The organism is Streptomyces sp. NPDC005811 (assembly GCF_040630405.1).
Classification (GTDB): Bacteria; Actinomycetota; Actinomycetes; order Streptomycetales; family Streptomycetaceae; genus Streptomyces.
In genome coordinates, this window is sequence record NZ_JBEXXK010000040.1 from 15,099 (window position 1) to 27,654 (window position 12,556).

Below are 12,556 nucleotides of genomic sequence, written 5' to 3' on the forward strand. Positions count from 1 at the left end.
CGCGTCCCTACCCCTCCCATGCCTGGAACCGGAAGGAGAACGACTCGATGCGTGCCCACCTCGCCCGCGTGGACGCCGTGATCGTCCAAGCCGTCATCGCGGGCGCCCTGTCCTTCTCCCACCTTCACGACCTGGCGGAAGCGGCCGGACAGGGCGGCTGGAAGGCATGGGCCTACCCGGTCAGCGTCGACCTGCTCTTGGTCGCCGCTTGGCGCCGGATGCGCGAACAACAGCGCGCCGGACAACCCGCGGGCGGACCGCGCCTGTGGTTCCTGGTCGCCCTGGCCGCATCCCTCGGCGCCAACGTCGCCACCGCCGGACTCCTCGACCTGGACGACGTACCCGCCTCGCTGCGAGTGGTCGTGGCCGGCTGGCCCGCTGTCGCCTTCTTCGGTGGGACCCTCCTGGCGCACACGGTTCGCATGCCGCAGGAACCCGCCGCTTCGGCCACGCCTGCGACGGCGTCTGAGCCACATCCCACCCCGGTGGCGATCGACGGCGTACCCCACCGCGACCACCCGGTGGAACCGGAACCGGCCGCCGCCCCTGCCTCGGCCCCCGTCGTCGCACTGCCGCCCGCGCTGGTCGACCGCCTCCAGGCCCTCGCCGCAGATCACCGCTCCGCGACCGGCCACCCCGCCGACCCCGACGCCCTACGTGCCCGGCTCGGCCTGCCCCCGTCCATGACGGCATCCGTCGCCGCCCACCTCTGAGAAGGGACGACCACTGTGAACCCGCGCTTCCGCAACGTCCGCCGTATCGGCCCCGTACAGATCGCCTCGTACCTCGCCCGCGGCCGCAACCGTCACCTGGCCACGTGCACCGCGCCCCGCTGCGACTTCTCCGCCGAGTACGACAGCCGCGCCGCCGCCGAACTCGCCGCCCGCACCCACCGCTGCAAGGCCTGAGAAGGAGTCCACGCCATGACCGTGCCCCTCTGGTTCGCCGTGCTCGTCGTCGCCGTCCTAGGCATCCAGCTCGCCCGCCCGCCGTGGTGGCTGGTCGCCCTGCTCCTCCTCGGCGGCTACCTCGTCGCCAACAGCGTCCTCGCCCCCGCCGTCGCCACCCTCCTCGACTGACCCCGGAAGGGACCACTCACGTGTTCACTCCGAAGTACCCGCCGCAGGACACCGCCCCGACGACGTTCACGCACCCGGCCCCGTACGGCTCGACGCCCTACGTTCCGGCCCCCACCCCGGTCCCGTCCGCACCGGTCTCCCACCGGCCCGCCGCGCAGCTCACCCCCGGCAGCACGCTCGCGCTCGTCGCCGGCGGCGGCGCCCTGGTCCTGGTCGTCGGCGCGGTCCTGGTCTCCATGCTCCTCGCTGTCGCCATCACTGCCGCCTCCGTGGCCGTCTGCGCGGTCACGGTCCGCTCGATCCTCAAGAGCGACCGCCGCTGATCCCGCCTGAGCTCCGCCCCTCGGCCTGCCCTTGCTGTCTAGCCCCCTATGCAGGCCGAGGGATCGCCCCCTCTAGGAGGAACCCGCACATGAGTCCCGAGGCTCCCGACGCCGGAGCCATCCGCCAACTAACCTCCCTCGCCCAGCACGGCGACCTCAGTTCCTACGCCCGTCAGGTCCAACGACTCGGCGGTTGCGAGCGGCCCGTTCGGATGGAGGGTCACCGCCTAGACGTTCACGCCGCGACGGGGGAGATCGTCCGTGAGGTCGTGGACCACGCCCTTCCGGCCGGACAGCTCCTCATCCGCTGCAACAACCGCCGTGCCACACGGTGCGCCGCGTGCGCCGAGGTCTACCGCAAGGACACGTACCAACTCGTCACGGCCGGCCTGAGCGGCGGCAAGGGCATCGGCGCGGCCGTCGCCGGACACCCCCGCGTCTTCGCCACCTTCACGGCCCCCTCCTTCGGCCCCGTCCACAACCGCCCCGGCGGCGGTCGCTGCCGCTGCGGACGTCTCCACCCGGACGGTGACGTCGTCCTCGGCACCCCGTTGGATTCGGCCCGCTACGACTACCGCGCCGCGGTTCTCTGGAACGCGCACGCCGGTGCCCTGTGGGCCCGCTTCACCACCTACCTCCGCCAACAGCTCGCTTCCCGCGCGGGCATCACCCGCGCAGAGCTGCGGGACTGCCTCAAGCTCTCCTACGCCAAGGTCGCCGAGTACCAGCGACGCGGAGCCGTCCACTTCCATGCAGTGATCCGCCTCGACGGCCCGGACGGAGCCGAGGACACTCCGCCCGTCTGGGCCACGACCGAACTCCTCACCGACGCCATCCGCTCGGCGGCCCGCCTCGCCGAGACACCCGGCCCGGCCCTCGACGGACGCGCCTACACCTTCTGCTTCGGCGAACAGCTCGACATCCGCCCCATCCACTCGGCCGACTTCACTGGCCCCACCAACCTGACCAGCCGCGCCGTCGCCGCCTACATCGCCAAGTACGCCACCAAGGGCGCCGAGAGCGCGACGGGCACCCTGGACCGCCCCATCCGAAACCCGATCACGGACCTCATCGGCGCCGAAGTCACCGGCCACGCACGCCAGATGATCCTCACCTGCTGGCACCTCGGCGCCCTGCCCGAACTGGAAGACCTTCGCCTGCGCAAGTGGGCCCACATGCTCGGCTTCCGCGGCCACTTCTCGACCAAGTCCCGTACGTACTCGGTCACCCTCGGCGCCCTCCGCCAGGAACGTGCCGACCACAACGAAACCCTCACCCGCGAACGCGCTGCCGCAGCCGGTCACCCGCTGCCTGACCCGGACACCGTCCTTGTCCTCTCACACTGGCGCTTCGCTGGCACCGGACTGACCGCCGCAGAGTCCTGGCTCGCCACCTCACGACGACCCAACGCCACCGAGACGCAAGGAGACTCGGCGTGGACAGCCGACGAGACGAACTGATGACCGTCCCACAGATCCTCACCGAGCTGGGCGGAGTCTCTCGCCGCACCTTCTACCGCTGGCGGGAGCTGGGATACGGGCCGGCCGCATTCAAGCTGCCCAACGGAGAGCTCCGGGTTTGGCGGAGTGATTTCACGACCTGGCTGCGACGGTTGGAGGCGGCGGCGTGAAGTCTCTCGACGTGAAGGTGTGGGGCGTTCGGAAGAGGAACACAAAGAAGTCCTCCTACGACGTCCGGTGGATTGTCGCCGGGAACGTGTTCTCCGATCAGTTCTGCACCAAAGGGCTGGCGGATCACTACCGCTCCAAGCTCCTCCGCGCCGCCCATGGTGGCGAGGAGTTCGACACGGTCACGGGGCTGCCTGACTCGATGGTCGAAAAGGCGGCCTCGACGAGCTGGTACGCCTTCGCGCTCAAGTACCTCGCCATGAAGTGGCCGCACGCGGCCCCCAACACGCGTAGCGGGATCAACGAGTCGTTGACCGCGGTGACCATGGCGCTCTTGGACGACCGGCCGGGGCGGCCCTCTGGGGAGCTGGTCCGGAAGGCGCTGCGCAACTGGGCCTTCGTCCTGCCCGGCCCTGGTGATCGCGACTTGCCGGATGACGTCGCGCGCGTGCTGCACTGGGTCTCGAAGGCGTCTCGTCCCCTGGCCGATCTTGGAGACGCCGCCCTCGCAAGGGCTGTTCTGGACTCGCTGAAGTTGAAGCTCGACGGAACTGCGGCAGCCGCGGAAACCGTGCGGCGCAAGCGCCGGACACTCGTCAACGCCCTGCACTATGCAGTGGACCTCGGGGAGTTCAAAGAGAATCCGATCACAGGAATTCGGTGGAAGAAGCCGAAGGTCGCGGGGGAAGTCGATCCGCGTGTGGTCGCCAATCCCGAGCAGGCGCGTTCACTGCTGACCGCCGTGTCGTACGTCGGCGGGTACGGCCGGGCACGCGGCCGTCGACTCGTCGGCCTGTTCGCCTGCATGTACTACGGAGCTTTCCGTCCCGCTGAGGTCGTGGGCCTCACCGGAGCGGATCTGAAGCTTCCGGAAGAGGGCTGGGGTACGGCGCTCCTCCACCGGACGCGCCCCAGTGCCGGCAAACAGTGGACGGACTCCGGTGAGACACACGACGACCGCGGCTTGAAGAACCGGCCCGCCGAAGAAGTCCGGCCTGTGCCGATCCCGCCTCAGCTCGTGGCCATGCTGCGGCAGCACCTCGACACCTTCGGCACCGCCGAGGACGGGCGGCTGTTCACCAACGAGCGTGGGGGAGTGGTCGGCTCGTCTACGTACTACCGCGTCTGGCAGGAAGCTCGAGTGCTGGCGCTTCCTCCGGCCGCCGTCGCCTCGCCGCTCGCTGCACGGCCGTACGACTTGCGGCACTCGGCGCTGTCCACCTGGCTCAACTCCGGGGTGGACGCGACCGAGGTTGCTGAACGGGCGGGAAACAGTGTGGAGGTTCTGCTGTCTCGCTATGCCAAGTGCATCGATGGCCGACAGGAGGTGGCCAACCGAAAGATCGAGGAGTTATTGCGCGAGTACGAGTGATCGTGCGACATAGGCCGTGAGCCCCCAGCCCGCATGGGCCGGGGGCTTCGTCTTGTCTCGGCCGTGCATCGTCGGCCAATAGGTGCTGGGTGCACCTGCCGCATCGCATTTCGTCTCGCTGGCACACGGCTACCTCAAGTGCTCCGTCTGGTTCGCGCTCTACGCCTTGACCGACTGCCTGGCGACCCTCACGGTATGGGGGTTTTAGATGAAAAGCCGCGCCGCCTGGGCGGTGGGCAGAACCGTTGTCCTTACTGCGGGCTCTTGCAGGATCGGGTAGCGACGCTTGAGCAGGACTGGGTGTTGCTGGAGCCGGAAATGCACCCGCTCGCCCATACGGTGCCTGCGGAGCACCGCTGGATCGAGCTGTCCGATGGGCGGGTGACGGTCTACGGGGTGTGTCCGCCGGACCAGTTCCAGCGGTGCCGCATCGAGCACCGCCTCGCCTGCCCGCAGCAGGCTCTGCCGGATCTATGGCCATGGCTGACCAGCCTGCGAGGGGAGAACGCGCGGCAAGCGGAGCGGCAGAGCGACTCGGAGCCGCCGCCTCTGCCCCCTGAGGAGTGGCCGGACGCCGGCTGAGGAAGGCTTCGGAAATTCCGGGGCTGACCAGGGGAGATGCCTCAAGATCCTGTCCACGAATAGTCCACAGACCGCGTCATAGAGCCGCTGTGCGCTGCATAGGGCTGCACATACGCGAAGACCCCGGCCTCAGCGTTTCCGCTGGTGACGGGGTCTTTGGGCACCTCATAAGGGGTGCCCCCGGCAGGATTCGAACCTGCGCACACGGCTCCGGAGGCCGTTGCTCTATCCCCTGAGCTACGGGGGCGTGTCGGGTGCGGGCTGTTGCTCGCGGCGACAGGTGGAACACTACCAGCTCCCTCGGGGTGTTCATGAACGGGTTTACGCGGGCGGGGAGGGGTGGGTGTCGCCCGCAGGGGGTGGAAGTGGGGAAAACCCGGACGCGGTGGCCGGTGTCGACCTACTCTCGAGTTGTGCCAGGCGCGTCGGGTCGGGTGCTTGTTGTGGACGACAACAAGGTCATCCGGCAGCTGATCAGGGTCAATCTCGAGCTTGAGGGTCTCGAGGTCGTGACCGCCTCCGATGGTGCCGAGTGTCTGGAAGTCGTTCATCAGGTGCGGCCCGACGTCGTCACGCTCGATGTCGTCATGCCCCGTCTGGACGGCCTCCGGACCGCCGCTCGGCTGCGTTCCGATTCGCGGACGCGTGATCTTCCCCTCGCGATCATCAGCGCGTGTACCCCGTACGAGGTCGAGGCCGGCCTCGAAGTCGGCGTCGACGCGTTCCTCGCCAAGCCCTTCGAACCCCAGGAACTCGTCTCTCTCGTACGGCAGTTGTTGGAGGGGGAGCGGCGGGGCGGCGCCTCGGACCGTGGTGTGGGCAGGGGGTTCGGGCTCGGGACCTCCCTCGGGGCCGGGCAGGGGAGCGGAGGGCCCGCCGGTTCGGAGTAGCGGAAGCGGGCGGCCGCAAGGCCGTCGGGCCCGGCGTCCACATCCCGGGACCTCCCCAAACCGGCTCGCCTACCCACCCCCCTCCTCCCCTACGCTTGTCCCGTGACCCCCGTCGAGCTCTCCCGCACCGTGCTGCACGCGGTACGTCGTGCTGTCGACGCCGGAGAGCTCAGCGTGGCCGTCCCGGCGCGGGCCGTCGTCGCTCCGCCGGGGCCCGGAGGGGCCGGGGACTACGCCACGAACATCGCCCTGCAGCTGGCCCGCCCCGCCGGACAGCCCGCCCTGCGGGTCGCCGAGGTGCTGCGCACCCATCTCGCCCGCGCCGAAGGCGTCACCCGCGTCGACATCACCGGGCCCGGATTCCTCAACATCAGCCTCGATCAGCAGGCCGCCGGCACCGCACTCGTCCGGCGGATCCGGCAGGAGGGGCCGCGGTACGGGCACGGCGACAGCCTCGCCGGGCAGGTGTACGAGGTGCGCGTGCCGTTCGAGGTCCGGGCCGAGGTCCTCGCCGACGCCCTCGCGCGGATCGTCGCCTCCCAGGGCGGACGCGTCGCCATCCATCATCTTGCTGCGCAGGGTGCGTGCGTCCCCGTCCCCGCCGCGCACCCTGCCGCCTCCCAGCCCCCTCACCTCGTATCGCCGCAGCCCTCTCTCCCCGCCTCGCGAGACGGGCGGCGGCGCCTCTCCGGCCCCCACCCCGAGGCCGACGGCGACACCCGCCCCACCCCCCTCGAGCTCCGCCCCCACCCCGCCCCCGAGGACCCCACCCCTCTCGGGCTCGACGCCGTCTCCTGGGCGCTGCTCCACCCCGCCCCACACGACCGGCCGCGCATCACCGCCGACCATCTGGTCCAGCGCGAGAGCAACCCTCTCTTCCGTGTCCGTTACGCCCACGCCCGCACCCGGGCCCTCGGCCGTAACGCCGCCGATCTCGGGTTCACCGCCGAGCCCGGGAGCATGGGTGGACTGCACCCCTTCCCGGGCCCGGCGGTGGAGCTGTTGTCCCTCCTCGCCGACTACCCCCGCGTCCTCGCCACCGTCGCCGCCCTGCCCCGTACGGAGGGGGTCGGCGCGGCCTCCCGGCTCGCGCGGCATCTCGTCGTGCTCGCGGACGCCACGCTGTCGCTGCTTCCCGTCGTGCTGCCGCGCGGCGAGGAGAAACCCTCGGCCGCCCACCGTGCCCGGCTCGCGCTCGCCGAAGCCGCCGGGACGGTGCTGGCCGGTGGCCTGTCCCTGCTCGGCATCGACGCACCCGACCATCTCTAGAGAGCCAGTCAGAACATGAGCCGTTCCGCCCACCCCGCCGGGCCCCGTCACGCCGATGTCCTTCCCGAGGGGCACTACTCGGCGCCGCCCAGTGACCTCAATGTCCTCGACCCGAAGGTCTGGGCGCAGACCGTGGGGAGGAACGACGACGGGGTCGTCACCGTCGGGGGCATCGACGTCAAGACGCTGGCCGAGGAGTACGGGACCCCCGCCTACGTCCTCGACGAGACCGACTTCCGGGCCCGGGCCCGGGCGTGGCGCGGCGCGTTCGGGAACGACGCCGACGTGTTCTACGCCGGCAAGGCCTTCCTCTCGCGGGCCGTCGTGCGGTGGCTGCACGAGGAGGGGCTCAACCTCGACGTGTGCTCGGGGGGTGAGCTGGCCACCGCGCTGTCCGCGGGGATGCCGGCCGAGCGCATCGCCTTCCACGGCAACAACAAGTCGAGCGAGGAGATCCACCGGGCCGTCGACGCCGGGGTCGGGCGGATCGTGCTCGACTCGTTCCAGGAGATCGTGCGGGTCGCCCACATCGCGCAGTCGCTCGGCAAGCGGCAGCGGGTGCAGATCCGTATCACCGTGGGGGTGGAGGCGCACACCCATGAGTTCATCGCCACGGCGCACGAGGACCAGAAGTTCGGGATCCCCCTCGCGGGCGGCGTGGCCGCCGAGGCGGTGCGGCGGGCGCTGAAGCTCGACGGGATCGAGCTCATCGGCATCCACAGCCACATCGGCTCGCAGATCTTCGACATGTCCGGGTTCGAGGTCGCCGCGCACCGGGTCGTCGGGCTGCTCAAGGACGTCCGGGACGAGCACGGCGTCGAGCTGCCCGAGATCGATCTGGGCGGTGGGCTCGGGATCGCGTACACCAGCGACGACGACCCGCGGGAGCCGCACGAGATCGCCAAGGCGCTGACCGAGATCGTCACCCGGGAGTGCGAGGCCGCCAGGCTGCGCACGCCGCGGATCTCGGTGGAGCCCGGGCGGGCCGTCGTCGGCCCGACCGCCTTCACGCTCTACGAGGTCGGCACCATCAAGCCGCTCGACGGGCTGCGGACGTACGTCTCCGTCGACGGCGGGATGTCGGACAACATCCGCACCGCGCTGTACGACGCCGAGTACAGCGTCGCTCTCGTGTCGCGGACCTCCGATGCCGCGCCGATGCTCGCACGGGTCGTCGGCAAGCACTGCGAGAGCGGGGACATCGTGGTCAAGGACGCGTTCCTGCCGTCGGACCTGGCACCGGGTGACCTGATCGCCGTACCGGCCACGGGTGCGTACTGCCGGTCCATGGCCAGCAACTACAACCATGTGCTGCGGCCGCCGGTCGTCGCCGTGGCCGACGGGGAGTCGCGGGTCATCGTCCGGCGGGAGACGGAGGACGACCTTCTGCGGCTCGACGTCGGGTGAACCCGATGTCTGGTGAGCCTGGATTCTGGTAAGGGAAAAGCCGAACAGAAACGTAAACAGAGGGGCGGGAGAATCTTCTGTCTGCCGCCCCGGTGAAAATGAAATAGATGTCTCACGATCCGGACCAGGGATAGAAACTCCGGTCCGGTGGGTGAGACTGGTCCAACCGTAGACGGTATGAGGAAACGAGGTCGGATGATGCGTACGCGTCCGCTGAAGGTGGCGCTGCTGGGCTGCGGAGTGGTCGGCTCAGAGGTGGCGCGCATCATGACGACGCACGCCGACGACCTCGCCCAGAGGATCGGTGCCCCGGTGGAGCTCGCCGGGGTGGCCGTGCGGCGGCCGTCGAAGGTGCGCGACGGCATCGACCCGGCCCTCGTCACCACCGACGCGACCGCCCTCGTCAAACGCGGGGACATCGACGTCGTGGTGGAGGTCATCGGGGGCATCGAGCCCGCGCGGACACTCATCACCACCGCCTTCGCGCACGGCGCCTCCGTCGTCTCCGCCAACAAGGCGCTGCTGGCCCAGGACGGCGCCGCGCTGCACGCCGCCGCCGACGAGCACGGCAAGGATCTGTACTACGAGGCCGCCGTCGCCGGGGCCATTCCCCTCATTCGGCCGCTGCGGGAGTCCCTGGCCGGGGACAAGATCAACCGGGTGATGGGGATCGTCAACGGGACGACCAACTTCATCCTCGACAAGATGGACAGCACCGGGGCCGGATATCAGGAGGCCCTCGACGAGGCCACCGCCCTCGGGTACGCGGAGGCCGACCCCACCGCCGACGTGGAGGCCTTCGACGCCGCCGCCAAGGCCGCCATCCTCGCCGGGATCGCCTTCCACACGCGCGTGCGGCTCGACGACGTCTACCGCGAGGGGATGACCGAGGTCACCGCGGCCGACTTCGCCTCCGCCAAGAACATGGGCTGCACCATCAAGCTGCTCGCCATCTGCGAGCGGGCCGCCGACGGAGGCTCCGTCACCGCGCGCGTGCACCCCGCCATGATTCCGCTGACCCATCCGCTCGCCTCCGTGCGCGGCGCGTACAACGCCGTCTTCGTGGAGTCCGACGCGGCCGGTCAGCTGATGTTCTACGGCCCCGGCGCCGGCGGTGCCCCCACCGCCTCCGCCGTGCTCGGCGACCTGGTCGCCGTCTGCCGCAACCGGCTCAGCGGGGCAACGGGGCCCGGCGAGTCGGCGTACGCCGCCCTGCCCGTGTCGCCGATGGGTGACGTCGTCACCCGGTACCACATCAGCCTGGACGTGGCCGACAAGCCGGGTGTTCTCGCCCAGGTCGCCACCGTCTTCGCCGAGCACGGCGTGTCGATCGATACCGTTCGTCAGCAGGGCAAGGACGGCGAGGCCTCCCTCGTCGTCGTCACCCACCGCGCGTCCGACGCCTCCCTCAGCGGGACCGTCGAGGCGCTGCGCAAGCTCGACACCGTGCGGGGTGTCGCCAGCATCATGCGGGTTGAAGGAGAGTAACCAGCAATGACCCACCAGTGGCGCGGAATCATCGAGGAATACCGGGATCGGCTGCCGGTGTCCGACACCACCCCCGTGGTGACGCTCCGTGAGGGCGGTACGCCCCTCGTGCCCGCGCAGGTGCTCTCCGAGCGCACGGGCTGCGAGGTCCACCTCAAGGTGGAGGGTGCCAACCCGACGGGTTCCTTCAAGGACCGCGGGATGACCATGGCCATCAGCAAGGCCAAGGAGGAGGGCGCCAAGGCGGTCATCTGTGCCTCCACGGGCAACACCTCCGCCTCGGCCGCCGCCTACGCGGTCCGTGCGGGCATGGTCTCCGCCGTGCTCGTGCCGCAGGGCAAGATCGCACTCGGCAAGATGGGGCAGGCCCTCGTCCACGGCGCGCAGATCCTCCAGGTCGACGGCAATTTCGACGACTGCCTCACGCTCGCCCGTGAGCTGAGCGACAACTACCCCGTCGCGCTGGTCAATTCGGTCAACCCGGTGCGCATCGAGGGGCAGAAGACCGCCGCCTTCGAGATCGTGGACATGCTGGGCGACGCCCCGGACATCCATGTCCTGCCGGTCGGCAACGCGGGCAACATCACCGCGTACTGGAAGGGCTACCGGGAGTACGCCGGCGACGGCATTGCCTCCGGGACGCCCCGGATGTGGGGCTTCCAGGCCTCCGGCTCGGCGCCCATCGTGCGCGGCGAGGTCGTCAAGGACCCGTCCACCCTCGCCACCGCGATCCGCATCGGCAACCCGGCGTCCTGGCAGTACGCGCTGGCCGCGCGGGACGAGTCGGGCGGCATCATCGACGAGGTGACGGACCGTGAGATCCTGCGCGCCTACCGGCTGTTGGCCGCGCAGGAGGGTGTCTTCGTGGAGCCCGCGTCCGCCGCGTCCGTGGCCGGTCTGCTGAAGGCCGCCGAGCGCGGCGACGTCGACCCGGGCCAGCGGATCGTCTGCACGGTCACCGGCAACGGCCTCAAGGACCCGGGCTGGGCCACCGAGGGCGCCCCGCGTCCGGTGGTCGTCCCGGTCGACGCGGCGGCGGCAGCGGGCCGCCTGGGTCTCGCGTAGGACGTCGTCGCACGGGCCGTATCGCGCGACACGTCGTCGTCCGACACGGCCCCGCACCCCACGTCGACGCGGGGTTAACCCCGTAAGGGATGCACAGGGGGCTTACGACACGCATCGTGCGCCTCCTGTGCGCCCTATGTCGCCGCAGAACCTTCCTTCGATAGGCTGTACCGAACCCGCCCGCTGCATATGCCGCAGCGTCGTGTCGCCCTCGCGGCCCCGGGGTCGTTCACGTCATCCATCGCAGGTCATTCGCCAGTCACGCAGCTCAAGGAGAGTCATCGAGAGATGGCCGGTCCCGCCTTCCGCGCCGCCCCCGTACGGGTGCGCGTCCCCGCCACCAGCGCCAACCTCGGCCCCGGCTTCGACGCCCTGGGCCTGTCGCTGGGGCTCTACGACGACGTCGTCGTCCGGGTGGCCGACTCCGGGCTGCACATCGACATCGCGGGCGAGGGCAACGAGACCCTGCCGCGTGACGAGAAGCACCTCCTCGTCCGCTCCCTGCGCACCGCCTTCGACGTCCTGGGCGGCCAGCCGCGCGGCCTGGAGATCGTCTGCGCCAACCGCATCCCGCACGGCCGGGGCCTCGGCTCCTCCTCCGCCGCGATCTGCGCCGGCATCGTCGCCGCGCGCGCGGTGACCATAGGCGGCGAATCCCGGCTCGACGACGCCGGTCTGCTCGAACTCGCCACCGAGATCGAGGGCCACCCCGACAATGTCGCCGCCTGTCTGCTCGGCGGATTCACCCTTTCCTGGATGGAGGCGGGCGCCGCGCGGGCGATCAGGATGGAGCCCGCCGATTCCATCGTTCCGGTGGTTTTCGTGCCCGGAAAGCCGGTACTGACCGAAACGGCGCGCGGCCTGCTCCCGCGCTCCGTGCCGCACGTCGACGCCGCCGCCAACGCGGGCCGTGCCGCCCTGCTCGTCGAGGCCCTCACCCGGCGCCCCGAGCTGCTGCTGCCGGCCACCGAGGACCGGCTGCACCAGGAGTACCGCGCCCCCGCGATGCCGGAGAGCGCCGCCCTGGTGGAGCGGCTGCGCGCCGACGGGATCCCCGCGGTGATCTCCGGCGCAGGACCCACCGTGATGGCGCTGGCCGACGCGGGAACGGCCGACAAGGTCGAGGCTCTGGCGGGCGCCGACTGGGCCGCGAACCGCCTGGCCCTGGATCTGCAGGGGGCGAGTGTTCTGCCGCTCGCTCCTGCTGGTGAAACGCACTCCGGCGACATTTAAGTGCACGGTCGCCGGATTTCGAGAGGGGGAATGTTTGTTGGATCCGGTAGTGTTAACCTCAAGTCTGCACCCGACCCCACCATGGCGAGGTGCTTCGTGTCCCCGTCCGGGACAGACATTCTTCCGGGAGCTCCCCAAGCCGCACTGCGTTCCGTACGTCGTATCTGGGCAGTACGCCGTACACCGGCGCTGAGCGGTCCGCAGGGCACGCTCCGGAATC

General features: G+C 70.4%; 14 protein-coding genes and 1 tRNA gene. 14 read left to right on the forward strand and 1 reads right to left on the reverse strand.

The window, feature by feature from the left end; all coding sequences use genetic code 11:
• Positions 1-47 precede the first annotated feature (47 nt).
• The 8 genes from ABZ490_RS34565 to ABZ490_RS34600 all read left to right on the forward strand — a co-directional run bounded on the left by ABZ490_RS34565 (position 48) and on the right by ABZ490_RS34600 (position 4,984).
• On the forward strand, positions 48-713 hold the full coding sequence (locus ABZ490_RS34565) for a DUF2637 domain-containing protein (protein WP_358999240.1): 666 nt from the start codon (positions 48-50) through the stop codon (positions 711-713).
• Between the two features lie 15 nt (positions 714-728).
• Entirely contained in the window at positions 729-908 is a 180-nt protein-coding gene (locus ABZ490_RS34570; protein ID WP_358999243.1) for a mobile element transfer protein, read from the forward strand.
• A 15-nt stretch (positions 909-923) separates the two neighbouring features.
• Complete coding sequence (locus ABZ490_RS34575; RefSeq protein WP_167467581.1) at positions 924-1,079, forward strand: hypothetical protein; 156 nt, start codon at positions 924-926, stop codon at positions 1,077-1,079.
• 20 nt (positions 1,080-1,099) lie between these two features.
• Positions 1,100-1,402 (forward strand): SpdD protein, encoded by a 303-nt coding sequence (locus tag ABZ490_RS34580; RefSeq protein ID WP_358999246.1) that lies wholly within the window; start codon positions 1,100-1,102, stop codon positions 1,400-1,402.
• Positions 1,403-1,491: 89 nt separating this feature from the next.
• Positions 1,492-2,862 (forward strand): replication initiator, encoded by a 1,371-nt coding sequence (locus tag ABZ490_RS34585; RefSeq protein ID WP_358999249.1) that lies wholly within the window; start codon positions 1,492-1,494, stop codon positions 2,860-2,862.
• Positions 2,862-3,032: an excisionase gene (locus tag ABZ490_RS34590; RefSeq protein ID WP_358999473.1), complete on the forward strand. Its 171-nt coding sequence runs from the start codon at positions 2,862-2,864 to the stop codon at positions 3,030-3,032. The genes ABZ490_RS34585 and ABZ490_RS34590 overlap by 1 nt, the downstream gene beginning before the upstream one ends.
• A complete protein-coding gene (locus tag ABZ490_RS34595) occupies positions 3,029-4,402 on the forward strand; it encodes a site-specific integrase (protein WP_358999252.1) in 1,374 nt (457 codons plus the stop codon). Before ABZ490_RS34590 ends, ABZ490_RS34595 begins: the two co-directional genes overlap by 4 nt.
• Positions 4,403-4,597: 195 nt before the next feature.
• Positions 4,598-4,984 (forward strand): DUF6083 domain-containing protein, encoded by a 387-nt coding sequence (locus ABZ490_RS34600; protein WP_358999255.1) that lies wholly within the window; start codon positions 4,598-4,600, stop codon positions 4,982-4,984.
• A gap of 175 nt (positions 4,985-5,159) precedes the next feature.
• Here the strand turns inward: ABZ490_RS34600 and ABZ490_RS34605 are convergent.
• Positions 5,160-5,231: transfer RNA gene (locus ABZ490_RS34605), tRNA-Arg, on the reverse strand.
• 64 nt (positions 5,232-5,295) lie between these two features.
• Between ABZ490_RS34605 and ABZ490_RS34610 the strand changes: the two genes are divergently transcribed.
• From ABZ490_RS34610 to thrB, 6 genes are all read left to right on the forward strand, one after another.
• On the forward strand, positions 5,296-5,874 hold the full coding sequence (locus tag ABZ490_RS34610; protein WP_358999476.1) for a response regulator: 579 nt from the start codon (positions 5,296-5,298) through the stop codon (positions 5,872-5,874).
• A 102-nt stretch (positions 5,875-5,976) separates the two neighbouring features.
• On the forward strand, positions 5,977-7,143 hold the full coding sequence (nrtL, locus tag ABZ490_RS34615; protein ID WP_358999258.1) for an ArgS-related anticodon-binding protein NrtL: 1,167 nt from the start codon (positions 5,977-5,979) through the stop codon (positions 7,141-7,143).
• 15 nt (positions 7,144-7,158) lie between these two features.
• Positions 7,159-8,550 carry a diaminopimelate decarboxylase gene (gene lysA, locus ABZ490_RS34620; protein ID WP_358999261.1) on the forward strand — a complete coding sequence of 464 codons (1,392 nt, stop codon included), beginning with the start codon at positions 7,159-7,161 and terminating at the stop codon, positions 8,548-8,550.
• Positions 8,551-8,745: 195 nt separating this feature from the next.
• Positions 8,746-10,038 carry a homoserine dehydrogenase gene (locus ABZ490_RS34625; RefSeq protein WP_358999264.1) on the forward strand — a complete coding sequence of 431 codons (1,293 nt, stop codon included), beginning with the start codon at positions 8,746-8,748 and terminating at the stop codon, positions 10,036-10,038.
• Between the two features lie 6 nt (positions 10,039-10,044).
• Positions 10,045-11,103: a threonine synthase gene (thrC, locus tag ABZ490_RS34630; protein ID WP_358999267.1), complete on the forward strand. Its 1,059-nt coding sequence runs from the start codon at positions 10,045-10,047 to the stop codon at positions 11,101-11,103.
• Between the two features lie 288 nt (positions 11,104-11,391).
• Positions 11,392-12,336: a homoserine kinase gene (gene thrB / locus ABZ490_RS34635; protein ID WP_358999270.1), complete on the forward strand. Its 945-nt coding sequence runs from the start codon at positions 11,392-11,394 to the stop codon at positions 12,334-12,336.
• Positions 12,337-12,556 lie beyond the last annotated feature (220 nt).

Coding starts and splice junctions, on each gene's coding strand:
- ABZ490_RS34565 (WP_358999240.1), top strand. CDS start 48: ATGCGTGCCCACCTCGCCCGCGTGGACGCCGTGATCGTCCAAGCCGTC.
- ABZ490_RS34575 (WP_167467581.1), top strand. CDS start 924: ATGACCGTGCCCCTCTGGTTCGCCGTGCTCGTCGTCGCCGTCCTAGGC.
- ABZ490_RS34585 (WP_358999249.1), top strand. CDS start 1,492: ATGAGTCCCGAGGCTCCCGACGCCGGAGCCATCCGCCAACTAACCTCC.
- ABZ490_RS34590 (WP_358999473.1), top strand. CDS start 2,862: ATGACCGTCCCACAGATCCTCACCGAGCTGGGCGGAGTCTCTCGCCGC.
- ABZ490_RS34600 (WP_358999255.1), top strand. CDS start 4,598: ATGGGGGTTTTAGATGAAAAGCCGCGCCGCCTGGGCGGTGGGCAGAAC.
- ABZ490_RS34610 (WP_358999476.1), top strand. CDS start 5,296: ATGAACGGGTTTACGCGGGCGGGGAGGGGTGGGTGTCGCCCGCAGGGG.
- lysA (WP_358999261.1), top strand. CDS start 7,159: ATGAGCCGTTCCGCCCACCCCGCCGGGCCCCGTCACGCCGATGTCCTT.
- ABZ490_RS34625 (WP_358999264.1), top strand. CDS start 8,746: ATGATGCGTACGCGTCCGCTGAAGGTGGCGCTGCTGGGCTGCGGAGTG.
- thrC (WP_358999267.1), top strand. CDS start 10,045: ATGACCCACCAGTGGCGCGGAATCATCGAGGAATACCGGGATCGGCTG.
- thrB (WP_358999270.1), top strand. CDS start 11,392: ATGGCCGGTCCCGCCTTCCGCGCCGCCCCCGTACGGGTGCGCGTCCCC.